Source organism: Bacillus sp. SG20033 (genome assembly GCF_044570195.1).
In the GTDB taxonomy this organism is placed as follows: domain Bacteria; phylum Bacillota; class Bacilli; order Bacillales; family Bacillaceae; genus Bacillus; species Bacillus subtilis.
Genome location: NZ_CP172606.1, coordinates 605,996 through 630,949, shown reverse-complemented (window position 1 = coordinate 630,949; position 24,954 = coordinate 605,996). Strand labels below are relative to the sequence as shown.

At 44.7% G+C, this 24,954-nt stretch carries 21 protein-coding genes, 4 tRNA genes, 3 rRNA genes, 1 pseudogene and 1 riboswitch; of the genes and pseudogenes, 6 read left to right on the top strand and 23 right to left on the bottom strand.

Features of this window, described 5'->3' with window-relative positions; all coding sequences use genetic code 11:
* Positions 1 to 79: 79 nt before the first annotated feature.
* The 12 genes from tsaD to ACFVP7_RS03250 all read right to left on the bottom strand — a co-directional run bounded on the left by tsaD (position 80) and on the right by ACFVP7_RS03250 (position 9,204).
* A complete protein-coding gene (tsaD, locus tag ACFVP7_RS03305) occupies positions 80 to 1,120 on the bottom strand; it encodes a tRNA (adenosine(37)-N6)-threonylcarbamoyltransferase complex transferase subunit TsaD (RefSeq protein ID WP_029317384.1) in 1,041 nt (346 codons plus the stop codon).
* Positions 1,113 to 1,568 (bottom strand): ribosomal protein S18-alanine N-acetyltransferase, encoded by a 456-nt coding sequence (gene rimI, locus ACFVP7_RS03300; protein WP_003243019.1) that lies wholly within the window; start codon positions 1,566 to 1,568, stop codon positions 1,113 to 1,115. Before rimI ends, tsaD begins: the two co-directional genes overlap by 8 nt.
* 9 nt (positions 1,569 to 1,577) lie before the next feature.
* Entirely contained in the window at positions 1,578 to 2,267 is a 690-nt protein-coding gene (tsaB, locus tag ACFVP7_RS03295) for a tRNA (adenosine(37)-N6)-threonylcarbamoyltransferase complex dimerization subunit type 1 TsaB (protein WP_375060357.1), read from the bottom strand.
* Positions 2,248 to 2,724 carry a tRNA (adenosine(37)-N6)-threonylcarbamoyltransferase complex ATPase subunit type 1 TsaE gene (tsaE, locus tag ACFVP7_RS03290; RefSeq protein ID WP_080528991.1) on the bottom strand — a complete coding sequence of 159 codons (477 nt, stop codon included), beginning with the start codon at positions 2,722 to 2,724 and terminating at the stop codon, positions 2,248 to 2,250. The genes tsaB and tsaE overlap by 20 nt, the downstream gene beginning before the upstream one ends.
* 14 nt (positions 2,725 to 2,738) lie before the next feature.
* A complete protein-coding gene (gene thiL, locus ACFVP7_RS03285; RefSeq protein ID WP_375060356.1) occupies positions 2,739 to 3,716 on the bottom strand; it encodes a thiamine-phosphate kinase in 978 nt (325 codons plus the stop codon).
* 180 nt (positions 3,717 to 3,896) lie between these two features.
* Positions 3,897 to 3,973: transfer RNA gene (locus tag ACFVP7_RS03280), tRNA-Asp, on the bottom strand.
* A gap of 60 nt (positions 3,974 to 4,033) precedes the next feature.
* Positions 4,034 to 4,110: transfer RNA gene (locus tag ACFVP7_RS03275), tRNA-Met, on the bottom strand.
* Between the two features lie 14 nt (positions 4,111 to 4,124).
* A 5S ribosomal RNA gene (gene rrf, locus ACFVP7_RS03270) occupies positions 4,125 to 4,240 on the bottom strand.
* A 55-nt stretch (positions 4,241 to 4,295) separates the two neighbouring features.
* Positions 4,296 to 7,223: ribosomal RNA gene (locus ACFVP7_RS03265) — 23S ribosomal RNA — on the bottom strand.
* Between the two features lie 170 nt (positions 7,224 to 7,393).
* A 16S ribosomal RNA gene (locus tag ACFVP7_RS03260) occupies positions 7,394 to 8,943 on the bottom strand.
* The 16S, 23S and 5S rRNA genes sit together here with 4 tRNA genes alongside, the layout of an rRNA operon.
* Before the next feature lie 97 nt (positions 8,944 to 9,040).
* Positions 9,041 to 9,114, bottom strand: a tRNA-Gly gene (locus tag ACFVP7_RS03255).
* Between the two features lie 13 nt (positions 9,115 to 9,127).
* Positions 9,128 to 9,204: transfer RNA gene (locus ACFVP7_RS03250), tRNA-Arg, on the bottom strand.
* 335 nt (positions 9,205 to 9,539) lie between these two features.
* On the opposite strand from ACFVP7_RS03250, the gene ACFVP7_RS03245 reads away from it, so the two are divergent.
* A complete protein-coding gene (locus ACFVP7_RS03245; RefSeq protein WP_024573398.1) occupies positions 9,540 to 10,394 on the top strand; it encodes a manganese catalase family protein in 855 nt (284 codons plus the stop codon).
* Between the two features lie 60 nt (positions 10,395 to 10,454).
* Here ACFVP7_RS03245 and gmuG read toward each other — a convergent pair whose 3' ends face one another.
* The 8 genes from gmuG to ACFVP7_RS03205 form a co-directional block, all read right to left on the bottom strand.
* Positions 10,455 to 11,534, bottom strand: coding sequence for a mannan endo-1,4-beta-mannosidase (gmuG, locus tag ACFVP7_RS03240; RefSeq protein ID WP_396582967.1), 1,080 nt, complete (start codon positions 11,532 to 11,534; stop codon positions 10,455 to 10,457).
* 19 nt (positions 11,535 to 11,553) lie between these two features.
* Complete coding sequence (gene manA / locus ACFVP7_RS03235) at positions 11,554 to 12,501, bottom strand: mannose-6-phosphate isomerase, class I (protein ID WP_153255736.1); 948 nt, start codon at positions 12,499 to 12,501, stop codon at positions 11,554 to 11,556.
* Positions 12,498 to 13,397 carry a fructokinase GmuE gene (gene gmuE / locus ACFVP7_RS03230; protein ID WP_396582966.1) on the bottom strand — a complete coding sequence of 300 codons (900 nt, stop codon included), beginning with the start codon at positions 13,395 to 13,397 and terminating at the stop codon, positions 12,498 to 12,500. The genes manA and gmuE overlap by 4 nt, the downstream gene beginning before the upstream one ends.
* Before the next feature lie 28 nt (positions 13,398 to 13,425).
* Positions 13,426 to 14,139 carry a transcriptional regulator GmuR gene (gmuR, locus tag ACFVP7_RS03225; protein WP_003234096.1) on the bottom strand — a complete coding sequence of 238 codons (714 nt, stop codon included), beginning with the start codon at positions 14,137 to 14,139 and terminating at the stop codon, positions 13,426 to 13,428.
* Positions 14,140 to 14,287: 148 nt separating this feature from the next.
* Positions 14,288 to 15,685: a 6-phospho-beta-glucosidase GmuD gene (gene gmuD / locus ACFVP7_RS03220; RefSeq protein ID WP_396582965.1), complete on the bottom strand. Its 1,398-nt coding sequence runs from the start codon at positions 15,683 to 15,685 to the stop codon at positions 14,288 to 14,290.
* A 17-nt stretch (positions 15,686 to 15,702) separates the two neighbouring features.
* Positions 15,703 to 17,031 carry a PTS cellobiose transporter subunit IIC gene (gene celB, locus ACFVP7_RS03215; RefSeq protein WP_015715334.1) on the bottom strand — a complete coding sequence of 443 codons (1,329 nt, stop codon included), beginning with the start codon at positions 17,029 to 17,031 and terminating at the stop codon, positions 15,703 to 15,705.
* A gap of 18 nt (positions 17,032 to 17,049) precedes the next feature.
* Positions 17,050 to 17,382 carry a PTS lactose/cellobiose transporter subunit IIA gene (locus ACFVP7_RS03210; RefSeq protein ID WP_134991913.1) on the bottom strand — a complete coding sequence of 111 codons (333 nt, stop codon included), beginning with the start codon at positions 17,380 to 17,382 and terminating at the stop codon, positions 17,050 to 17,052.
* Positions 17,382 to 17,693, bottom strand: coding sequence for a PTS sugar transporter subunit IIB (locus ACFVP7_RS03205; RefSeq protein ID WP_396582964.1), 312 nt, complete (start codon positions 17,691 to 17,693; stop codon positions 17,382 to 17,384). Before ACFVP7_RS03205 ends, ACFVP7_RS03210 begins: the two co-directional genes overlap by 1 nt.
* Before the next feature lie 175 nt (positions 17,694 to 17,868).
* Positions 17,869 to 17,968, top strand: a riboswitch (purine riboswitch).
* Positions 17,969 to 18,023: 55 nt separating this feature from the next.
* Between ACFVP7_RS03205 and pbuE the strand changes: the two genes are divergently transcribed.
* Positions 18,024 to 19,190: a purine transporter PbuE gene (gene pbuE / locus ACFVP7_RS03200; protein ID WP_338732521.1), complete on the top strand. Its 1,167-nt coding sequence runs from the start codon at positions 18,024 to 18,026 to the stop codon at positions 19,188 to 19,190.
* 12 nt (positions 19,191 to 19,202) lie between these two features.
* Here the strand turns inward: pbuE and ACFVP7_RS03195 are convergent.
* Positions 19,203 to 19,822: pseudogene (locus ACFVP7_RS03195) on the bottom strand (YdhK family protein).
* Between the two features lie 142 nt (positions 19,823 to 19,964).
* A complete protein-coding gene (locus ACFVP7_RS03190) occupies positions 19,965 to 20,942 on the bottom strand; it encodes an HD domain-containing protein (protein ID WP_338732519.1) in 978 nt (325 codons plus the stop codon).
* Between the two features lie 70 nt (positions 20,943 to 21,012).
* Here ACFVP7_RS03190 and ACFVP7_RS03185 point away from each other — a divergent pair, with 70 nt between their 5' ends.
* Both ACFVP7_RS03185 and ACFVP7_RS03180 read left to right on the top strand, forming a co-directional pair.
* The gene (locus tag ACFVP7_RS03185; RefSeq protein WP_338732517.1) at positions 21,013 to 21,492 is read left to right on the top strand and encodes a GNAT family N-acetyltransferase; all 480 of its coding nucleotides are present in this window, start codon (positions 21,013 to 21,015) and stop codon (positions 21,490 to 21,492) included.
* Positions 21,493 to 21,509: 17 nt separating this feature from the next.
* The gene (locus tag ACFVP7_RS03180; RefSeq protein WP_338732515.1) at positions 21,510 to 22,007 is read left to right on the top strand and encodes a YdhH/YoaO family protein; all 498 of its coding nucleotides are present in this window, start codon (positions 21,510 to 21,512) and stop codon (positions 22,005 to 22,007) included.
* 74 nt (positions 22,008 to 22,081) lie between these two features.
* Here the strand turns inward: ACFVP7_RS03180 and fra are convergent, their stop codons facing one another.
* Positions 22,082 to 22,453: an iron chaperone frataxin gene (gene fra / locus ACFVP7_RS03175; RefSeq protein ID WP_396582963.1), complete on the bottom strand. Its 372-nt coding sequence runs from the start codon at positions 22,451 to 22,453 to the stop codon at positions 22,082 to 22,084.
* A gap of 331 nt (positions 22,454 to 22,784) precedes the next feature.
* Here fra and phoB point away from each other — a divergent pair, with 331 nt between their 5' ends.
* Together phoB and ACFVP7_RS03165 are read left to right on the top strand one after the other, a co-directional pair.
* A complete protein-coding gene (gene phoB, locus ACFVP7_RS03170) occupies positions 22,785 to 24,173 on the top strand; it encodes an alkaline phosphatase (RefSeq protein ID WP_213419582.1) in 1,389 nt (462 codons plus the stop codon).
* 65 nt (positions 24,174 to 24,238) lie between these two features.
* Positions 24,239 to 24,949, top strand: coding sequence for a membrane lipoprotein lipid attachment site-containing protein (locus ACFVP7_RS03165; protein WP_038427455.1), 711 nt, complete (start codon positions 24,239 to 24,241; stop codon positions 24,947 to 24,949).
* Positions 24,950 to 24,954: the final 5 nt, after the last annotated feature.

The following is a 24,954-nucleotide window of genomic DNA, read 5'->3' as shown; positions in this document are numbered from 1 at the left end:
ATCTCTATAATTACTCACAGATATGTGGATAAATTGCGAATTGTCTGTTAATAACAAACATATAAAAAGTCTCACGCTATTATCTCGTGAGACTTTGATAAGAAGCCAATTCAAGGCCGGGCTGGCCATTCATATCATATGCACCGCGAATTCCTTTTTCAAAAGCAATTGTACCAGCAGCAGCAATCATCGCAGCATTATCCGTGCATAAAGCTAATGGAGGAATGACAAGCGTAATCCCTTCATGCTGGGCAAATTCCTTTTCTAATGCAGCTCTGAGGCCTCTGTTTGCAGCTACTCCTCCGGCTAAAAGGACCTGTTTGACATCATATTCCTTTGCCGCGCGCGCCGTTTTGGTTACCAAGACATCGATCACACTATTTTGGAAACTGGCAGACAAATCTTCCGGAGCAATCTCTTGCCCTTTTTGGGATGCATTATGAAGCGTATTGATCACCGCAGACTTCAATCCGCTAAAGCTGAAGTTGTAAGAGCCTTCTTCAAGCCATGCGCGAGGAAGCGGAATATTGTCATTCCCTTTTTCAGCTAGCTTGTCAATTTGCGGTCCACCCGGATATGGCAATCCCATCGTCCGCGCCACTTTGTCGTAGGCTTCTCCTGCCGCATCATCAAGGGTTTCCCCAATGACTTCAAATGATCCATGTTCCTTCATATAAACCAGTTCTGTATGGCCTCCTGAAACGACCAATGCCAGTGCCGGGAACACGATGTCTTCTACAAGACGGTTCGCGTATATATGACCGGCTATATGATGAACGCCTACTAACGGAATGTTATGTGCAAAGCTCAATGCTTTAGCGGCATTCACTCCGATAAGAAGCGCTCCCACCAGTCCCGGACCTTCTGTTACTGCAATCGCATCAATATCACTATACGTCATGCCAGCTTTGCGAAACGCCTCTTCTATAACCAAAGTGATTTGTTCAACATGATGTCTTGAAGCAATTTCCGGAACAACGCCTCCGAAGCGCTTATGGCTTTCAATTTGAGAGGCTACTACGTTTGAAATGATCTCTTTCCCGTTTTTCACAATAGCTGCAGCAGTCTCATCACAGCTTGTTTCAATTCCTAATACGTACATGTCTTTTTGCTCACTCATTTATCGTCACCCACATAATTAACGCATCTTCCCCGTTATCAGTATAATAGTTCTTTCTTATTCCGCCGGGCTGCATCCCGAATTTCTTATATAAGCCTTGAGCAGGATGATTCGAAACCCTCACTTCAAGCGAAAGCCGCCTTGCGTCTTTTTCTTTGCACAGTTCAACAGCTGAGCGAAAAAGCGTTTCTCCTAAAGACTGGCCGCGATACTCTGGTTTTATCGCTATATTTGTAATTTGGGCATCGTCCATCACAATCCAAATCCCGCAATACCCAGCAAGATGGCCGTCCTTTTCAATCACGAGATAATGAGCATACGGATTTTCCAGCAGCTCATGATAAAACGAATCCTTCGTCCAAGGAGACGTAAAGGAGGATGCTTCGATTTCGTATACGTGATCTATATCTTCAAGCCGCATATTTCTGACCGCTGCTTTTGTTTTCATCCTATCACCCTACTTTTGACTTTCAATCCATTTCGCTTCAGCTTCTGCCAGCCGCAAGTAATCCGGGACAAGCCCATGAACATCAGCTGCTTCCTTTTCCTTCCCGAGAAAAGCCAATTCTGAAGGACGCGGGTTATGCTGGGCGGCAGTTCCAATGAACCCTTTTGTTCCAAGCATATCCTCGATCATCTGCTTGTGAAGAGAAGTATCATGGCCTAAAAACAAAACAGGGCGGTCCTTTTCTTTTAGCATCTCCAGCCAATCTGCCAGCATCACATTTTGATCTGGAACAACTTGCTCTAAAAGCCCATTTTTATATTGATACAGACCTGTGTACACCTGTCCCCGTCTAGCATCAAAGATTGGGCTGATCAGACCGTCAAAATGCCGACCATTTGCCGCAAGCGTCTCAAGACTTGATACAGCACTTATTGGAATGTCTAAAGACCAGGCAAGTGTTTTGGCCAACGTCACACCTATTCTTACTCCTGTGTATGAACCAGGGCCTTTTGCAACGACAATTTTAGAAAGGTCCTGCGGTGCCATATCACAATCATTCAGCAATGAATGAACAGCAGGCATCGCTCTTACAGAGTGGTTCTTTTTCAAGTATGTAATGTATTCTGCTATAACGGTGTCTTCTCGAAGCAGCGCAATGCCCAATGTATAATTTGATGTATCAATTGCTAATATTGTCATGTCTACTTAACTCCTCACAAAGCATTTCATACCGATTCCCGACAGCAGTAAAGGTAATTTCCCGCTCATCATCACCAGCTCTTTTGATGACAATTTGCAGTCGCTCCTGCGGCAGCTGTTCTTCAATTAAATGAGCCCATTCAACGAGACAGACACCTTGTCCGTGAAAATATTCATCAAGTCCCAAATCTTCACTTTCATCTTCCATTCTATACACATCCATATGATAAAGAGGAAGTAAGCCATCGTTATATTCTTTTATAATTGTAAAAGTCGGACTGTTTACAACACGTGTAATTCCCAGCCCTTCTGCAAAACCTTTCGTAAAAGTCGTTTTTCCTGCACCTAAATCGCCCTCTAATGTCAGGACGTCTCCCGGTTTAGCAAACGATGCCGTCAGCTTGGCAATTGCTTTTGTTTCTTCTGAATTTACAGTTCTCCATTTTAATTGCTTCACACGAGTCACCCGTCTTATTTAAAATGATTATATCCCTTTTTCTCTAAGATCATTGATGTTTGATCTGTTTTTAGGATCACTTTAGATTTTGTTTTTTCCCTGACATGGCCAATCTTTGTAATGGGAAGTTGACGTGCTGCGCACTGTTGCTTCAACACTTCCCACTCCTCTTTTGAAACCGTCCCTGTCAGCTCAAAATCCTCACCGCCAAACAAAGCCCATTCTTTCCAGTTAGGATGAAGCTTAGGCAAATCAGAATGAATTGGAAGCATGCTTTCATCAATTTCAATTGAAACACAGCTGGCTTCTGCAATCTCGTTCAGTTCACTAGCCAATCCGTCACTAACATCATTTAAAGCTGCCCGCTTAAAACTCGAGCATAATCTGCCGACACTTACTCTTGGCTCAGGCCGTTTATGCCTGTGGATAAAGTAATCTATTTCCACAGATGAGTTTTGAGGATTAGTCTCTTCCAGCAATAAAGAAAGCCCTGCTGCAGAAGAACCGATTTCACCGGTTACAAACACAATATCATTCGGTTTTGCCAAGCTCCGCAAACAGGCCTGTCCCTTTTCAATTTCACCGATTACAGTGACTGTAACGACTAATTTGTCAGCGGTAGAAACTGTATCGCCGCCAATCAGATCCATATGATATAGTTTCGCCAGTTCATTCATTCCTTCATACATCGCCTTGATTTCAGATTCAGTCCATTTTGAAGGTACCGCAAGTGATACCAGATAAAACTTAGGAATGCCTCCCATCGCGGCAATATCACTTATATTAACGGCTAACGCCTTGTACCCGATATCTTCAGGTGAGGAATAGTGTAATTTGAAGTGCACGTCTTCTACCATAGTATCAACACAAACAATTTCCTGAACGCCGTGTTTCGCAGTGTAGAGCGCTGCATCATCACCTATTCCTACATCAACGGAAGAATGGTGAATGGTCCGCGGAGTAATGCTATGTATCAAATCAAATTCATCCATGAACCAAAACCTCCTTTCAACCCTGCTTATGCCTATTTGTGCTCTTCCTAGTTTATCGAATTTTGCTGGAATATCCAAGATGTTCCCGATATAAAGAAAGCTTGGCTATGACACCAAGCAGAAGATACAGTAAAAGAAAACACAAAAAAAACGAAAACATGATCGTTTCGTTTACATTAATGGCGGTCCGGACGGGACTCGAACCCGCGACCTCCTGCGTGACAGGCAGGCATTCTAACCAACTGAACTACCGGACCATATTTGTATAGGATTATTTTGGTTGCACCCTTAGGGCACTCCTTATTTAACCATATATTTGGTTGCGGGGGCAGGATTTGAACCTGCGACCTTCGGGTTATGAGCCCGACGAGCTACCGAACTGCTCCACCCCGCGATGATAAAAGTAATGCTTGGCGGCGTCCTACTCTCACAGGGGGAAACCCCCGACTACCATCGGCGCTGAAGAGCTTAACTTCCGTGTTCGGTATGGGAACGGGTGTGACCTCTTCGCTATCGCCACCAAACAAATTGAGAGTGTTCTCTCAAAACTAGATAACAGATGTGACATCATTCAAAAATATGGTTAAGTCCTCGATCGATTAGTATCTGTCAGCTCCATGTGTCGCCACACTTCCACCTCAGACCTATCAACCTGATCATCTTTCAGGGATCTTACTTCCTTGCGGAATGGGAAATCTCATCTTGAGGGGGGCTTCATGCTTAGATGCTTTCAGCACTTATCCCGTCCGCACATAGCTACCCAGCGATGCCCTTGGCAGAACAACTGGTACACCAGCGGTGCGTCCATCCCGGTCCTCTCGTACTAAGGACAGCTCCTCTCAAATTTCCTGCGCCCGCGACGGATAGGGACCGAACTGTCTCACGACGTTCTGAACCCAGCTCGCGTACCGCTTTAATGGGCGAACAGCCCAACCCTTGGGACCGACTACAGCCCCAGGATGCGATGAGCCGACATCGAGGTGCCAAACCTCCCCGTCGATGTGGACTCTTGGGGGAGATAAGCCTGTTATCCCCGGGGTAGCTTTTATCCGTTGAGCGATGGCCCTTCCATGCGGAACCACCGGATCACTAAGCCCGACTTTCGTCCCTGCTCGACTTGTAGGTCTCGCAGTCAAGCTCCCTTGTGCCTTTACACTCTGCGAATGATTTCCAACCATTCTGAGGGAACCTTTGGGCGCCTCCGTTACCTTTTAGGAGGCGACCGCCCCAGTCAAACTGCCCACCTGACACTGTCTCCCCGCCCGATAAGGGCGGCGGGTTAGAAGGTCAATACAGCCAGGGTAGTATCCCACCGATGCCTCCACCGAAGCTGGCGCTCCGGTTTCCAAGGCTCCTACCTATCCTGTACAAGCTGTACCAACATTCAATATCAGGCTGCAGTAAAGCTCCACGGGGTCTTTCCGTCCTGTCGCGGGTAACCTGCATCTTCACAGGTACTATAATTTCACCGAGTCTCTCGTTGAGACAGTGCCCAGATCGTTGCGCCTTTCGTGCGGGTCGGAACTTACCCGACAAGGAATTTCGCTACCTTAGGACCGTTATAGTTACGGCCGCCGTTTACTGGGGCTTCAATTCGCACCTTCGCTTACGCTAAGCGCTCCTCTTAACCTTCCAGCACCGGGCAGGCGTCAGCCCCTATACTTCGCCTTACGGCTTCGCAGAGACCTGTGTTTTTGCTAAACAGTCGCCTGGGCCTATTCACTGCGGCTCTCTCGGGCTTGCACCCTAACAGAGCACCCCTTCTCCCGAAGTTACGGGGTCATTTTGCCGAGTTCCTTAACGAGAGTTCTCTCGATCACCTTAGGATTCTCTCCTCGCCTACCTGTGTCGGTTTGCGGTACGGGCACCTCTCACCTCGCTAGAGGCTTTTCTTGGCAGTGTGGAATCAGGAACTTCGCTACTATATTTCGCTCGCCATCACAGCTCAGCCTTATGGGAAACGGATTTGCCTATTTCCCAGCCTAACTGCTTGGACGCGGATATCCAATACCGCGCTTACCCTATCCTCCTGCGTCCCCCCATTGCTCAAATGGTGAGGAGGTGGTACAGGAATATCAACCTGTTGTCCATCGCCTACGCCTTTCGGCCTCGGCTTAGGTCCCGACTAACCCTGAGCGGACGAGCCTTCCTCAGGAAACCTTAGGCATTCGGTGGAGGGGATTCTCACCCCTCTTTCGCTACTCATACCGGCATTCTCACTTCTAAGCGCTCCACCAGTCCTTCCGGTCTGGCTTCACAGCCCTTAGAACGCTCTCCTACCACTGTTCGAAGAACAGTCCGCAGCTTCGGTGATACGTTTAGCCCCGGTACATTTTCGGCGCAGAGTCACTCGACCAGTGAGCTATTACGCACTCTTTAAATGGTGGCTGCTTCTAAGCCAACATCCTGGTTGTCTAAGCAACTCCACATCCTTTTCCACTTAACGTATACTTTGGGACCTTAGCTGGCGGTCTGGGCTGTTTCCCTTTCGACTACGGATCTTATCACTCGCAGTCTGACTCCCAAGGATAAGTCATTGGCATTCGGAGTTTGACTGAATTCGGTAACCCGGTAGGGGCCCCTAGTCCAATCAGTGCTCTACCTCCAAGACTCTTACCTTGAGGCTAGCCCTAAAGCTATTTCGGAGAGAACCAGCTATCTCCAGGTTCGATTGGCATTTCACCCCTACCCACACCTCATCCCCGCACTTTTCAACGTGCGTGGGTTCGGGCCTCCATTCAGTGTTACCTGAACTTCACCCTGGACATGGGTAGATCACCTGGTTTCGGGTCTACGACCACGTACTCATGCGCCCTATTCAGACTCGCTTTCGCTGCGGCTCCGCATCTTCTGCTTAACCTTGCACGGGATCGTAACTCGCCGGTTCATTCTACAAAAGGCACGCCATCACCCGTTAACGGGCTCTGACTACTTGTAGGCACACGGTTTCAGGATCTCTTTCACTCCCCTTCCGGGGTGCTTTTCACCTTTCCCTCACGGTACTGGTTCACTATCGGTCACTAGGGAGTATTTAGCCTTGGGAGATGGTCCTCCCGGATTCCGACGGAATTTCACGTGTTCCGCCGTACTCAGGATCCACTCAGGAGAGAACGAAGTTTTGACTACAGGGCTGTTACCTCCTATGGCGGGCCTTTCCAGACCTCTTCGTCTACCTCGTTCTTTTGTAACTCCGTACAGAGTGTCCTACAACCCCAAGAGGCAAGCCTCTTGGTTTGGGCTAATCCCGTTTCGCTCGCCGCTACTCAGGGAATCGCATTTGCTTTCTCTTCCTCCGGGTACTTAGATGTTTCAGTTCCCCGGGTCTGCCTTCTCATATCCTATGAATTCAGATATGGATACCACTCCATTACGAGTGGTGGGTTTCCCCATTCGGAAATCTCCGGATCAAAGCTTGCTTACAGCTCCCCGAAGCATATCGGTGTTCGTCCCGTCCTTCATCGGCTCCTAGTGCCAAGGCATCCACCGTGCGCCCTTTCTAACTTAACCGTTAAAAAGAATCACTATGTGATATCTTGTATTACTAATTGAATGTGATGTCTACTGTTATCTAGTTTTCAAAGAACACGTTTCGAAGGAATGATCCTTCAAAACTAAACAAGACAGGGAACGTTCTGTTTATAAGACCCAAGGTCTTATATTCCGTATAATATCCTTAGAAAGGAGGTGATCCAGCCGCACCTTCCGATACGGCTACCTTGTTACGACTTCACCCCAATCATCTGTCCCACCTTCGGCGGCTGGCTCCTAAAAGGTTACCTCACCGACTTCGGGTGTTACAAACTCTCGTGGTGTGACGGGCGGTGTGTACAAGGCCCGGGAACGTATTCACCGCGGCATGCTGATCCGCGATTACTAGCGATTCCAGCTTCACGCAGTCGAGTTGCAGACTGCGATCCGAACTGAGAACAGATTTGTGGGATTGGCTTAACCTCGCGGTTTCGCTGCCCTTTGTTCTGTCCATTGTAGCACGTGTGTAGCCCAGGTCATAAGGGGCATGATGATTTGACGTCATCCCCACCTTCCTCCGGTTTGTCACCGGCAGTCACCTTAGAGTGCCCAACTGAATGCTGGCAACTAAGATCAAGGGTTGCGCTCGTTGCGGGACTTAACCCAACATCTCACGACACGAGCTGACGACAACCATGCACCACCTGTCACTCTGCCCCCGAAGGGGACGTCCTATCTCTAGGATTGTCAGAGGATGTCAAGACCTGGTAAGGTTCTTCGCGTTGCTTCGAATTAAACCACATGCTCCACCGCTTGTGCGGGCCCCCGTCAATTCCTTTGAGTTTCAGTCTTGCGACCGTACTCCCCAGGCGGAGTGCTTAATGCGTTAGCTGCAGCACTAAGGGGCGGAAACCCCCTAACACTTAGCACTCATCGTTTACGGCGTGGACTACCAGGGTATCTAATCCTGTTCGCTCCCCACGCTTTCGCTCCTCAGCGTCAGTTACAGACCAGAGAGTCGCCTTCGCCACTGGTGTTCCTCCACATCTCTACGCATTTCACCGCTACACGTGGAATTCCACTCTCCTCTTCTGCACTCAAGTTCCCCAGTTTCCAATGACCCTCCCCGGTTGAGCCGGGGGCTTTCACATCAGACTTAAGAAACCGCCTGCGAGCCCTTTACGCCCAATAATTCCGGACAACGCTTGCCACCTACGTATTACCGCGGCTGCTGGCACGTAGTTAGCCGTGGCTTTCTGGTTAGGTACCGTCAAGGTACCGCCCTATTCGAACGGTACTTGTTCTTCCCTAACAACAGAGCTTTACGATCCGAAAACCTTCATCACTCACGCGGCGTTGCTCCGTCAGACTTTCGTCCATTGCGGAAGATTCCCTACTGCTGCCTCCCGTAGGAGTCTGGGCCGTGTCTCAGTCCCAGTGTGGCCGATCACCCTCTCAGGTCGGCTACGCATCGTTGCCTTGGTGAGCCATTACCTCACCAACTAGCTAATGCGCCGCGGGTCCATCTGTAAGTGGTAGCCGAAGCCACCTTTTATGTTTGAACCATGCGGTTCAAACAACCATCCGGTATTAGCCCCGGTTTCCCGGAGTTATCCCAGTCTTACAGGCAGGTTACCCACGTGTTACTCACCCGTCCGCCGCTAACATCAGGGAGCAAGCTCCCATCTGTCCGCTCGACTTGCATGTATTAGGCACGCCGCCAGCGTTCGTCCTGAGCCAGGATCAAACTCTCCGATAAAGTAGTTTGACTGACTACGCACATCGCTGTGCGATTTTTAAAAACTGAATTAACAGGTACGTTTTGTCTTGTTTAGTTTTCAAAGATCATTCAATAATGGAGCGGGTGATGAGAATCGAACTCACGACATCAGCTTGGAAGGCTGAGGTTTTACCACTAAACTACACCCGCGTGGTATCTTATATGGCGCGCCCGAGAGGAGTCGAACCCCTAACCTTTTGATCCGTAGTCAAACGCTCTATCCAATTGAGCTACGGGCGCTTATCAAGCGACTTAACTATCATACTATCATTTGATGTTGAAGTCAAGAATTTTTTTAAAAATGTTTTTCGAATCTTTTTCAATTCGACTTTTCTTATTATACACATTTTTATAATCTTGTAAACACCTTAGAAAAAACTTTTTTGTTTTCCGTTTAGTTTCACGCTGTTCATCAGCGACGTTTAATAATATACCATGCCTGTTTTATTTGGTCAACACTTTTCCTGTATTTTTTTATTTTCTTCTTTCACGCCTTCCCATGCTTATCGTGTATATATTTTATCTCATCTTACAAATAATATAAGAAAATCTCTTAAGAAGAAATGAGGCGTGTTATGTATTACTACAAAGAGGAACTGATTAATATCATTAAACCGGACAAGCCAGACCCGGCAGCTGCTAAGGTCCTGCAGGAGATATTAGGCGGTCATTACGGAGAAATGCGTACAATGATGCAGTTTTTTTTCCAAAGCTCTAATTTCAGAGGAAAGCAGAAACAGTACCGCGATCTGCTTCGCGGCATTTTTTTAGAGGAGATTGCCCACGTTGAACTGGTTCAAAACACAATCAATGCTTTATTAGATGAATCAGGCGGTGAAGGTGTCGGCAGTCAAGGTACAGATCAAGCGCCACTTGATGAAGCGGTTAAACATGCTAATCCTCATCATTATATTATTGGAGCGCAAAGTTCCCTTCCTGTTGATGCAGGGGGCAATCCGTGGAACGGGTCGTGGGTGTATAACCACGGAAACTTAATTACTGACCTGCTGGATAACCTGCTTCTTGAGTCGACAGGTGTGCTGCAAAAAACAAGAATTTATGAAATGAGCTCTAATCAGACGTTCCGCGAAACACTTGCTTTTCTGATTGTACGCGACAATGCTCACCAGAATGCATTCGCGAAAGCGCTCGAGACATTGGGCGTTGAATGGGCGAAGCTGCTCCCTGTGCCGAATTATGACATTAATAAATATCCTGAGTGCAGAAAGTATGTCGAATTAGGCTACCATAATGCACAGTTTAACTTTAGGTTGGATGAAACGAGAATCAGTGAAATCTATCAAGGGAAATCTCCAAGCCGAAATGGCGGAGAGTTACAAGTAATAGATCCTCCGGCAGGCTTTCCCGTACCAGTGCTTCCTGAAATACCAAATGAACACAGTCCTGGGTTAGGCGATATGAATGCTTAATCCAGTGGGAAGGTGCTCAAGAAACTTCTTGAGCACCTTCTTAATTGTGACATTACGGATTCACTCAACGATTGGCGTTAAAGAATCACCATTCCATATTTCTCCCTTGTTGAGTGTCCAGCTGTCATGATATAAAGCTGAAGCACCCTTGTTTACTGCTGGGCTCCATTCATCATTCCATGCCAGAAAGTAAATGGTTTTAGGATATCTTTGTTTTATTGCATTGATAAATAGGCTGTAATCGAAGCTGCCGTTTGCTGTTTGCGGGCCGACTTCTGTAAAAGCAAATGGTTTATTAAGCGCTGTTAGCTGATCATATCCATTGATCGAGTAGGCATCTTGAAAATACGCATCTAATCCGACAATATCCACGTAAGACGCGCCCGGGTAAAAATCAGTTTTAAAATCTCGGTTGGCGTCGGGAGAGTAAACCCAAAGCAAATGATCAAGTCCTCTTGTGTCGGTCATATAATGATAGATTTTCTTGTAGAGCTGTTTATATAGAGAGATTCTTTCATTATCCTTTTGGTTATATGATGTAAGTCCCCACCAAAACCATTCACCGTTCATTTCATGCAGCGGCCTGAACAAAACAGGCACACCTTGGTTCTCCAGCTCTTGAAGTCCGTCAGCAATTTTGCTGAGCATGGCATTCAGCCGCTTCCCTTCTGCTGTTGAAGAATCTAGTATTTTTTTATACTGATCGTTTGTAATCGGTGTTTTAAAATGCCCTGACTGAAAAGCAGGATTCGCCAGGTGCAAGCTGATTTGAGGGATTCCACCATTTTTCCAATACGACATTAAATCGCTGTTGCAGCTTGAATCTTCAATATTTGCTGTTTCAAGCCATCCTCTGGCATAATCGCAGCCGTAAATAGCAGGCGATTGCCCGGTGGCGCTTCGGATTCTATCAGCCTCAGCCATAGAAAATGTGTCATGACTGTAACCTCCGAACGCTCCGGAAAGGACTCTGTTTTCCGTTCGGTTCGGCAGGTGCGCAAGCCAGTTCATCACTGCTTTTGTTGTCTGCTGTGCATTAGGATTCACAGGCGACACAGCATGCGCTTCAATTGGTTTTGCTAAAACAGCAGACGCAAGTAAAAATAAAATGAGCAAAGAGATCGTATGTTTCTTAAACAAATGCAACTCCCCCCATTCATTAAGGATGAGATATCATGAATTCACATGTTCCTTCTATTGAAAACTCGCCAAAATGCGCAGGCAAGACAAAGTGTGAGCCTGCATTGCATTCATACTGACTACCATTGTTTATGATTCGTCCTGATCCGCTCAGAACACTCCCCAGCAAATAGGTTTGATATGAAGGAAAAGCAGTTCGGCCGCTAATCTTCCATTTGTACACTGAGAAATAATCTGATTGCACATAAACAGTGATCTCGGCGTTACCAACTTCTTTCACTTCCGGTGTATGCACTTTATCGATATGCGGTATCGTTATGACTTCCATGGCTTTTTCTATATGAAGAGTTCTTTTTTGGCCCTGGTCATTACAGCGGTCATAATCGTATACGCGATACGTTGTATCAGAGTTTTGCTGGATTTCCAGGACAAGGGTTCCCTCACATAAAGCATGGAGTGTACCGCTTGGCACATAAAAGAAATCTCCGGGCTTGATTTTGATTCGCCTCAGCAGCCCGTTCCAATCACCGCTTTCTATTCGTTGTTTGAACTCTTCCTTTGTGCTTGCATGATGTCCCAAAATTAGTTCGGCGTTATCTTTGCAATCAATGATATACCAGCACTCCGTTTTACCAAGGTCGCCATTTTCGTGCAGTTTTGCATAATCATCATCTGGATGGACTTGCACTGAGAGATCCATATTAGCGTCTAGCAGCTTTACCAGCAGCGGAAACACCTTCCTATCTGGAAAACCGAAAATCTCTGGATGATCTAGCCATACTTGATCTAGTGTCTTTCCTGCCAGCGGGCCGTTCTTTACAGCCGACGGGCCATGAGCATGTGCAGAAACGGCCCAGCACTCACCTGTTTTTTGTGAGGGTATTGCGTAGCCAAAAGCGTCACGAAGCTTCGTCCCTCCCCATAGTCTTTCTTTAAAGACAGGCTCTAAAAATAAAGGATGCGTCATGATCGCACCTCCCCGGATGCTGCCTCTGCTTGTAAGGCCTGGTGCGCCAAAACTAGCGTGCCGATGATTCCGGCGTTAGAGCCTAAACGTGGAGGTACAATATAATTACTTATATCATCTGACAATTCAGAAAAATCTAAGTAGTTGTTCATGATTTTCGGTACATATTGATAGATATAAGAAAACACTTGTTTCTGTTGCATGACGCCGCCGCCAAGAATGATTTTTTTAGGTGCAAGGATCAAAATATACTGAGCCAGTGCTTGGGCAATATAGTACCCTTCCAGTTCCCAGACTTGTGCTATATCTGATAAATCCGCGGCTTTTTTTCCCCAGCGCGCTTCAATGGCGGGACCGGAAGCCAAGCCTTCAAAGCAATCTCCATGATAAGGGCACTTCCCTTGGTATACGTCAGACGGATGCCTCCGGATATAAATATGGCCCATCTCTGGGTGTGACAGCCCCTGAAGGAGCCTCCCCTCTACAATAGCCCCCGCTCCGATGCCAGTGCCAATCGTTATATACAGGCAGCTGTCAATACCCTTCGCTTCACCGAAAATGAATTCACCCAGCGCCGCAGCGTTGACATCTGTACTAAATCCGACTGGGATTTTCATTTTGTTCTTAACGGTTTGCAAAAAGGGATAGTGTCTCCAGCCCGCTTTCGGCGTGGCCATAATGGTACCGTATGTTTGACTGGTTTTATCGTTATCAATGGGACCAAAGGAACCGATGCCGATTGCCTGTAATGAAAATTGGCGAAAATATTGAATTACTTTCTCTATCGTTTCATCCGGCATCTTTGTGGGGAATTCTATTCGGTCAATGATTGTTCCATCTTCTTTACCGACAGCACAAACAATCTTTGTGCCGCCTGCTTCAATACCGCCAAGCATGCAGATGGCCTCCTTGTTGTCTCCGCAATCAGCGCCGTATGTTTACAGAAGTCACAACAAACTTGTCATGCCGATGACGTGAAAAGGAATATTCAAATGGAATCCCGGTATCTAAGAAGCCCACATGTTCCACTTCAAGAATTGGATCATCCTGTTTACAGCCCAGATGCTGCTGGTCAATATGATCAGATTTGCAGGCTCTGATTTTCCGATGCGTTCCGGCGATTTTGAGCTGCAGCACATTTGTAATATGATTGTAGATCGAATCATGAAGGACATCGTCATTAATGCCCGGTATTAAATGAGTCGGCATATATGTTTTTTCTAATACATAGGGTTCACCTTCTACAATTCGCAGCCGAACGACATAATAAACCGGTGTTTTCTGATCAATAGACAAATGGGCGGCCACTTCCTCAGTGGGAAATTGCACTTCAAACTGAATGACCTTGCTTTTGATTTTTTTATCTTTCAGCAAGTTGGTCAATCCGAGAATCTCATTGCTGACTACATGTACATGGTCATCCTGTATTGCAGATTGAATAATAAACGTGCCATGGCCGCGTTTTCTAAACAGCAGACCCTCGGCAACTAAATTATCCAAGGCTCTCTTCATCGTCATGCGGCTTGAGTTAAATTCTTTTGCAAGAGATACTTCATCAGGAATGGGCTGATCGATCGGATATACGTTATTTTTAATTCTATTTCTCATTTCATTTGCAATAATTTCGTATTTATTCATTGGCATCCTCCGGCAGCTGTTAGAGTCTGATATCACATAAGCTTTTACGGATATCATAAGTTCTTTTCCCTATTTCATCAATGTTGCGGATTTTCGTCATCTCTATTCGTTATGATGATTGCCGGAAGATCTTGACCTTTAGGAAAATCTAGAAACCGCTATGCTCAGCAACCTTTTTGAACCATTTTCCGCTCTTTTTGACGGTTCTTTCTCCGTCTTTCTCAAGATTGACTGATACAAACCCGTATCGGTTTTTATAGGCATTTGTCCAAGACCAGTTGTCCATGAACGTCCATAAGTGATAACCTTTTACGTTTGATCCTTCTTGTATGGCGCGGTGAATCCATTTGAGGTGCTCTTTTATAAATTCAATCCGGTAATCATCTTGAATGATGCCTTGTTCATCCCTGAATCGCTCTTCACCTTCAACCCCCATACCGTTTTCAGAGATAAAACACTCGATGTTGCCGTAGTTTTCTTTTAAATTAATCAAAATATCATAAACGCCTTTTTCATAGATCTCCCAGCCGCGATGCGGATTCATTTTGCGGCCCGGCATGACGTAGGGATCAAAATACCTGTCCGGTAAAAAAGGAGCGTCGGGATTCGGAAGATGTTCTTTCGCTTTCACACGTCTCGGCTGGTAATAATTCACTCCCAACAGGTCAACCGTGTTCTTTTTGATGATATCAAGATCTTCAGCGTTGTAATCTGGCATAAAGCCTTCATGCTTCAAAATGTCAACCAGCTCTTTTGGAAATTCGCCTTTGACAGATGGGTCTAAAAAAGATCTGTTAAAAAACGCGTCTGCGATTTCCCCGGCTTTCACATCCGCCGGATGGCTGCTTCTCGGGTATGATGGAGTCAAATTTAAAATGATTCCGATTTTTCCGTCCTGCTCCATCTCCCTATAAGCCTGAATCGCACGGGCACTTGACAGCATCGTATGAAATCCAACCTGGACAGCCTCTTTAAAGTCGACCTTGTTTGGATAATGAAAATCATATAGGTATCCGCCTTCCACGGGAACGATTGGTTCATTATGCGTGAACCATTTTTTCACCCGGCCGCCATATAAACGGAAGCAAGTTCTTGCATAGTTTTCATACGCGTCAACCGTCTCTCTGTTGACCCAGCCGCCGATTTTTTGAAGCGCCATCGGCATATCGAAATGAAACAAATTGACAAAAGGTTCAATTCCGTTAACGATCAACTCATCAATGACATTGTTATAGAAATCTGCGGCTTTATCGTTGATCTCGCCCGTTCCGTTTGGTATTAAACGTGACCAGGAAATCGACATCCGGAACGAGTTGTGCCCAAGCTCCTTCATCAGCCTGATATCTTCTTTATAATTGTCGTAAAATTGGGATGTGTCTGCGGGGCCGACATGATCAAAAAAACGATGTGGTTCTTTCTCAAACCAATAATCCCAAATATTCTGCCCTTTTCCGTCTCTGTCGGCGGCACCCTCCATTTGTGTTGCTGAAGCGGATGATCCCCACCAAAAATCCTTTGGAAAACGATATTGTTCTGTTTGTGCCAAGTCTCTCTCCCCTTATGTCACATTTTTATGCTGTTATCATTTTGCTGAGCAGCTGTCTCCTGCACAGCCTGTTCTTTTTCTTTTGCCAGATTTAATTTATCCATTGCTTTTAGGAACGGAAACCAGATCACGAAGACAATCAGCAGATTGATAAGCTGCATTACGCCCCCCATGATTGAGTTCGTCGCCATGATGCCATTAATGAACAATGGAACCGTCCACGGCACTGTCACACCAGTCGGAGGCGGAACGAGCCCGGCTGACATAGCCAGATAGGTGACGAGCGTAACAACCATCGGTGCCAGCACCCAAGGCACAATAATGATCGGATTCATGACAATCGGAAGCCCGAAGATAATCGGTTCGTTTACGTTAAAAATACCGGGAGCGAGGCCAAGTTTTGATACTTGCTTCATCTGCCTGCTTTTCATGAATATGAGAATGGTAAACACAATCGCAAGCGTCATCCCGGTTCCGCCCATCCCTACTGTATAAATCTCCATAAACGGTTTTGAAATAATATGAGGGATTTCTTTTCCCGCCGTGTAAGCAGAAAGGTTTTCTACCTGCAGTGTATTCCAAATCGGGTCCATCACGGAGTTGATAATGATCTGTCCATGCAGTCCGAAAAACCAAAGAATTTGAATGAAAAACACGGCAATCAGCGTCGGAATGATACCGCTTCCAAGTCCGACAAGCGGAGCCTGAATTGCGTGATAAATGACGTCGTGCATATTTGTTTTAAAAAACAGAGTCACCATTACGTTAATCAGCAAAAATACGGTCAATGTGATAAAAGCCGGAATAAGTGCGGCGAATGATTTTGCTACAGCAGGCGGAACGCCGGCTGGCATTTTGATTGTCAGGTTTTTTTGAACGATTCTTCTGTAGATTTCGCCAGAAAGAAATGCCGTAATCATCCCAAGAAACATCCCTTTTGCACCGAGACGGTCGACCGGGATAACCCCTGTAATGGCATCTCCTGTTTCCGGCTGAACGATAAATGGCGTTAAGAGCAAAAAGGAAACCAAAGCGATCGCTCCGCCAAATACAGCTTCGACCTGATAGCTTTTTGACAGGTAATAACCTATCCCGAACACAACAAAGACAGACATAATGCCCATTGTCGCCGTGGAGGCAATGCCGAAATGAGACTGAAACGACGTAAGCATTGAGGCGTTCATGATTTTATTTAGAAACGGCAAATTCGTTAACACGACAAAAATGGACCCGAATATCGTCAGCGGGAAAGCCAGCATAAATGCATCACGCAACACTTGCAAATAGCGGTTATTGTTTAACCTCCCTGCAATTGGAACAAGGAATTGGCTGATTTTCTCGAACACCCTATCCACCCCGATTATTTATAGATTCTTGGTTTTAAAGAGATCAAGCATTTCTTTCACTAATTCTTTCATGGATAATGTTGACATCAGATGATCCTCTGCATGCATAAGCAGCAATGAAAAAGCTGTTGCTTCTCCGCCGGATTCCTTCTGTATCATTTGAAAGTGAATGTCATGGGCCGCGGATAAGTCCTGCTCAGCCTTGGCAATGAGGGCATCCGCCTCATCCTTGTTCCCTTCTTTGTAGGCGCGCAGTGATTGTATGATGCAGCTGCGGGCATTGCCGCTGTGCAGGATAAGCTGAAAACTGATTTGTTCGTCTGTTAAATTCGTGATTTTCACCTGTTCCATTATTGATTCTCCATTAAGGACAATGCCTGCTCATACGCTTTTTTCCCATCTGCCATTCCGTAGGCCATCATGCCAATGACTTCAACCCGAATGTTGTATTGATCCGCTTCTTTTTGGAGTTCGCTTTTCAGAAAGCTCATTTGCGGACCGATCAAAACGGCATCCGCTTTTCTCATGTCTTCTTTTGCTTTATCCTGGCCAACAGCCCAAATCTCTGCTTCCTCACCGATAGACTGTGCGTATTCCTTCATTTTTGTCACCAATAAACTGGTAGACATTCCTGAGCTGCACGCGAGTAATATTTTTTTCAACTGCTATCCCCCCTGTTATTAAAACGCTTACACAGATTATTATAGACATTTAATTTTAAATGTCTATACTTTTATAAAATAAATATAATCATACACTTGTCCGGTTCATCACTTTGTAAATTTTTCTATGGAAGATTCATTCATAATGTGGTACACTCATCAACGGAAACGAATCAATTAAATAGCTATTATCACTTGTATAACCTCAATAATATGGTTTGAGGGTGTCTACCAGGAACCGTAAAATCCTGATTACAAAATTTGTTTATGACATTTTTTGTAATCAGGATTTTTTTTATTTATCAAAACATTTAAGTAAAGGAGTTTGTTATGAATTTCAAAGTTTTCCTGCTTGCAGCTTCTACGATTGCAGTCGGATTGGTTGAGTTAATTGTGGGGGGAATTCTTCCTCAGATCGCAAATGATTTAGACATTTCCATTGTTTCAGCCGGACAGCTGATCAGTGTGTTTGCGCTGGGATATGCAGTATCTGGGCCGCTGCTTATGGCATTGACTGCGAAGATTGAGCGGAAGCGCTTATATCTAATTGCTTTATTTGTTTTCTTCCTTAGCAATCTTGTCGCCTATTTCAGCCCTAATTTCGCAACACTGATGGTATCTAGGGTATTGGCAGCAATGAGTACAGGGCTGATTGTTGTGCTTTCTTTAACAATTGCCCCGAAAATTGTAGCGCCTGAATACAGAGCCCGCGCAATCGGAATTATTTTTATGGGATTCAGCTCTGCTATCGCATTAGGCGTGCCGCTCGGAATCTTAATCAGCGATTCCTTCGGGTGGCGGATTTTGTTCCTTGGCATCGGCCTGTTGGCACTGATCTCCATGCTGATTATTTCAATCTTCTTTGAAAGAATACCGGCGGAGAAAATGATTCCTTTCCGGGAACAACTCAAGACGATCGGTAATCTGAAAATCGCGAGTTCACACCTCGTCACGATGTTTACATTAGCTGGCCACTACACGCTATACGCTTACTTTGCGCCGTTTTTAGAAGAGACTCTTCACCTGAGCTCTTTCTGGGTCAGCATTTGTTATTTCCTTTTCGGGATATCTGCTGTATGCGGAGGCCCTTTCGGAGGAGCACTATCTGACCGGCTTGGTTCCTTTAAGAGCATTTTGCTGGTGACCGGTTCCTTTGCCATCATTATGTTCTTACTGCCGCTGTCTACATCGTCTATGATTTTCTTTTTGCCTGTCATGGTGATTTGGGGTCTTCTGAGCTGGAGCCTCGCCCCGGCTCAGCAAAGCTATTTAATTGAAATTGCACCTGATTCGTCTGACATTCAGCAAAGCTTTAACACATCGGCCCTCCAAGTCGGAATTGCCCTTGGCTCAGCCATTGGCGGTGTTGTTTTGGATCAGACGGGTACTGTGGTGTCAACGGCATGGTGCGGCGGATCGATTGTGATCATCGCTGTCCTGTTTGCTTTCATTTCTTTAACAAGACCTGTTCAGACAGCAAAAAAATCCTCCTTGTAAAAGGAGGATTTTTTATGATTTAGCTGAAAGCTCATCTTCTGTGACCCATTTGTGGTTTTTCACTTTTTCGCCGCTCGTTGTCGATGTATAGTCAACCATGTATACAGTTGTTTTTTCTGCAGAGTCGATCTCGGCTGTTGCTCCTTTCATGCCTTTCATATGAGAAGCTTCTAAAATCACCTGATCTCCGGGTTGTAACGTTTTATCTCCGGCATCTTTGATTTCTTCTTGGATCACCCATTTGTGATGATCCACACGCTGTTCCCCATTAGTCGGAGTATAAGAAACAACATACGCCGTTGTATCATAGGCGCCTGTTACCGTAGCTTCGGCACCTTTCATGCCTTTCATATGAGAAGTATTGATGATTACTTGGCTGCCTACTTTGTATTTCGGATTTTTAGATTCCTGTAATCCCTCTGGAACGTCAGCTGATCCGGAATGGTCCATCTCTTCATGTGTTGAGGAGTCTGAATGATTGTCATGTGTGCTTTCTTTCGTACTGTTGTTATTGCCGCATGCTGATAAAACAAAAACAAGAGATAACATCAGAATTCCCAGTGCATTTTTAGAGATTTTCATGTTCATTCTCCTTTGCTTCATTTTTTCCTGTAACTTTTGCCCGCAGACAATGAAAACATGCCCCCTAGATAATACTATACCCCCGAATGGTATGTAAATACGCTGATATTCTCATAAAGCGTTCCCGCAGTTTGTCCTATTCCCCTTTGTTTGCAAAGCCAAACATGAAAAAAGGCCGCTGTCAGGCGGCATTTACTGATTTAAGACTTTTATATACACACCTTTTTTTGCTTTTTGATAAGCGGCCTCACCCATTTTCCTCACCTTTTCAGAAGCATCTGAGGATTTGATCCATTCGTCATCAAAAAAAATGGATGGATCGATTAGGCGCATTTTCTTCTTTTGATGGAAATCGTACTGGATGTCATCTTCTATTACTTGTATGCCGGGATGAATAGATGTAAGGAAGCTCAGAACTTCTTCATTTTTTGATGCACGCAGGATGTTCAGTACCTCTTGGTCCGTTTTCAGCAGATCCTCTGCGGATATGACATCATGCCGCAGCGCTGCCTTCAATTCTCGCGCTAAATATTCATATCCATATACATTCACAGGATTCAAAAAGAAATCAATCACTTCCTTGTAGTACACACCGACAAACCATTCGGCAGCTTCAATACTATCAGGAAACATCTTTCCGTTTCTCACAATAAGATGATCCAAAAAGGTTTGCCCTTCGTGCAGGTTAATGTATCCATATCGGTACATATCACGCAGCGTATAGTCTGTCCGATCAGCACATAGCTCCGGTGCGGGCTGTTCGAGCAATGTCCACCTTGAATCGTCAGATAAAAGTTCTTCAGTATGATAGCCGTATTTTTTTAGAATGTCCGGGATTTCAGAGTGAACAATGACTTGTTGAAAGATGTTTTCATGATAGTCTTCTGCTTGATTTTCAAAGACAACGTCGACCACATGAGAAAAAGCTGTGTGTGATACGTCGTGGAGCAGACCCGCAATCTGTTCTTCTATCGTTCCTCCGAGCTTTTTGATGAGGAGCATTACGCCGATGGAGTGCTCATACCTGGTCACATTCCACTTTCGATTGACTAAAAAGCTTGCTCCGCCTTGATAGATTCCTTTTAATCTTTGCACAGGAGCGCTTTTGATAAGCTCTTCCAGCACTCCGTCTATATGGTGGTGCCCGTAAATAACATCGCTGATTTCCATGCTGTCACCTCAACATCTATTTTTTGTTATATATTGTTTATATGCAATCTTTCAATAGAGGAGTGTTACGATGATCATCATCCCAAACAATGAGATAGCGAAACATATGTTGACCGATTTTTTTGCCAAGCATTGGGGTACACCCGAGATGGCGATTTCAAGCGGCATTTTTCGGTGTGATGAATTAGATGGATTTGCTGCAGTAAATGAAAGCGGCGAAATCCTTGGCTGTATTACATACTTGATAGATGGGAAAGATTGTGAAATTATTTCATTAGATAGTATGATTGAAAATAAAGGAATCGGCACAGCTTTACTTCAGCAGGTTGAAGAGACGGCTAAACATGCACATTGTCAACGAATAAAGCTTATCACAACGAATGATAATGTACATGCGATGGCGTTTTATCAAAAGAGAGGCTATCAATTCGCCGAAGTGTTTCCGAACGCAGTTGAAAAAGCGCGTCGACTCAAGCCGGAGATTCCCGAGGTGGCTGAAAACGGCATTTTGATTCGGGATGAAATTCTATTTTCGAAGGTAATTGATTAAACGAATAGGAGTCTTTTATGTCCAGTCATTATAAATACCCTCTCATTTTCACGGCATTCCTATTAATCACTTTCTGCTTGATCTTTTTTTCCTATCACCTGATTCATCATGTTCGTTTGGAGTATCCGAATTGGCAGGGAGAAAGCAAAGATCAGAATTGGGAAGCTGTTTTCAAAAAAAATGAAGATGCACCGAATGAATACAGCGGCGAACTTTATTGGATCGGTGATACAATTGAAACAGACAACACTTATTTGGAATCACTGATTGTAAAAAAGGATGATGAAGTTCTGCTGAGTTCTGACACGGAAATCCCGATGCATGATTATTCTGGAGGCACTTTTTCTGATGGAAACGCAAAGGAAAAGTCCGTTTCTTTTTTAGAGCGGTTAGATGAACATGAGCTTGAAGGCCATGATATTACGATTGAAGTGAAATGGAAACAAGGTAATCATTATTCTGCGAGTCAGCTTACGCTCAATGAAAAGACCTTGTTTGATGAAAAGCAGCAATAGATGATCAAAACGAAAAATAGACAAATGAAAAGGCATAACATATTTTATACAGCTCATATGTTATGCCTTTTTCTTCATTTCCGCCAAAAAGTGGAGCAGTCCGCCTTATCCAGAATATTAAACTCAATCATTTTCTCAAGTAGCGTGTAATCAACTGGATCGTTCCAAAGGATACGTATCAGCTGCTCGGTGTAGTCATATCCTGCCTTCACAATATCATCCTCTACGTGCGCTATCGTTACTTTTTCAGGAGCGACAGCTAAATGCTTTTTAGAAACACTAAAGCCAATAATAAATGTACCGTGATCCGTAAACATCGGTTGGTTCCATTTTATTTCTGTATGTAAATTTGGATATTTATTTTTTATCCAAGTTAACACCTCTTCCGTTCTTTCTCGGTGGAACGGGTCATCAATCCCGGCTAAATACTCAGAAAAAACGTCCATGTTGTTCCCTCCTAAAATAAAATGATGCCACTCCATATGAATTGCTCAGACATGTGCTTACACAATACCTCTTTCCAACATAATACTTAAAATTGTTCAAGATGTAAGCGGGTTGCTTGTATGCGACTATAGCAGATTTCAGTCCGCCTATCCACGGCCAGTATCTATTCCTCCAATTTATTTCTATAGTACTATCACTCTTTCCTTTCTCTTGATAGCAGTTCATTATTCTTGTAAATCCAATCTTTAAAATCGATTAATACTAGCTTAACAGTTTAAAAATATAATTGGGTTGTCATTGAGATTCATCTATATTTAGGAGGTTATCCAGTTGAAAAAATTCCCGAAGAAATTACTGCCTATCGCGGTTTTATCATCAATTGCGTTCAGCAGCTTAGCCAGCGGCAGTGTGCCTGAAGCCAGCGCCCAGGAAAAGAAAAAGGGGAACCACGACGAAATTAAGAATGTTATTGTTCTGATTGGTGATGGTATGGGTGTGTCTTATACGTCTGCTTATCGATACTTAAAGGATAATAAAAAGACAAAAGTTGTGGAGCCTACGGCTTTTGATCAGTATCTTGTCGGCCAGCAAACAACTTACCCCGATGATCCTGAACAAAATGTAACGGATTCTGCAGCGGCGGCAACGGCTATGTCTGCGGGAATTAAAACATACAATAATGCCATAGCGGTGGATAACGACGGATCAGAAGCCAAAACGGTACTTGAAGCTGCGAAAGAAAAAGGAAAAGCAACAGGACTTGTGGCCACTTCAGAAATTACACACGCCACTCCGGCCTCTTTCGGTTCCCACGACCACAGCCGAAAAAATATGAACTCAATTGCGGATGATTATTTTGATGAGATGGTCAACGGCAAGCACAAAATTGATGTCCTTCTAGGCGGAGGAAAGAGCAATTTTTACCGTAAGGACCGTAATTTGATCAAGGAATTCAAAAAAGCGGGATACAGCTATGTGGATAACCGCAAGGACATGCTGAAAAACAAAGACAGCCAAGTTCTCGGCCTATTCGCTGACGGCGGCCTGCCTAAAAAGATTGACCGGACGAAGGATGTTCCATCACTTAAAGACATGACAAACACAGCCATAAAAAAATTAAACAAGGATAAAGACGGATTCTTCCTCATGGTGGAAGGCAGCCAAATTGACTGGGCGGGCCATGACAATGATATCGTCGGCGCCATGAGCGAGATGGAAGACTTCGAACAAGCTTATAAGGCGGCTATTGATTTCGCTAAAAAAGACAAGCACACATTGGTTGTCGCAACGGCTGACCACTCAACCGGCGGATATTCCATCGGTGCGGACGGCATCTACAATTGGTTCAGTGAACCCATTAAAGCCGCAAAGCGCACACCAGACTTTATGGCAGAAAAGATCGCTGACGGCGCGGATGTTGAAAAAACATTGAAAACATATATCGATCAAAAAAAATTGGCTTTAACAAAAGCCGAAATTCAATCTGTTGAAGAAGCGGCAAAATCGAAGGAAGTACTGGATATCGATAACGCAATCGAGAACATCTTTAACAAACGCTCTCACACTGGATGGACCACAGGCGGACATACCGGTGAAGATGTGCCCGTCTATGCATACGGTCCGTCTAGTGAGACATTTGCCGGCCAAATCGACAATACAGAAATCGCCAAAAATGTCTTCAAGGCTTTACAATACAACATTAAGATTAACGATAAGTAAAAGAATACAAGGTGTCCCGTTGCTTGTATGAAGTAACGGGATCTCTTTTTAATGGAGGAATCATCATGAGAAGAATTCTTTCAATTTTCGTTTTTGCTATCATGCTTGCGGGCTGCTCATCAAACGCCAGTACTGAAAAACAGCATGCAGGCGGGGAGAAAACAGTAAAAGCTGAGCCGCAAAGCACTTCATCCCAGAAGGACAGCACAGATAATTATCAGCCTAATTCCCAGGTAACTGATGACCGGTCATTGCTTAAGGTCGGCCAAACGTTTTCAGATGATAAAGGAAAAGCTGTCTTAAAAGATATCAAACAAGTGAACAAAACCTATAAGATTGGCGACGTGGAGTTAACAGTAAAAGAAATGAAGCTGATCCACTTGCGCCCGGACTACAGCATGATTGATTACTTTCATGAGTTAACACACGATGAAGAGTTTGATTTCGTTAAGGTTTTCGTTGATATCAAGAACACCTCTTCAAAAAAAGTAAATGTTGCGCCGATTGCATTGATGAAAACAAATACGGGCGAAACCTTTGATTGGAACAAAGATATTTATCTTGAAGAGTTAAACGGTGAATTGGAAGGCGGGGCCGAAAAGTCCGGAAATCTCGGCTTTATTGTGAACGCATCAAGCGGCCATGCTCATGATAAGGCCGCGGATGCGGAGAAGAAAACAAAAGAGATTAAGTGGATCGAAATCACGACAAGTGACGTCTTTGACCATAACCATAAGAAAATCAGTGATGCTCAAAAAATCAAAATCAAGTTTTAAATGAA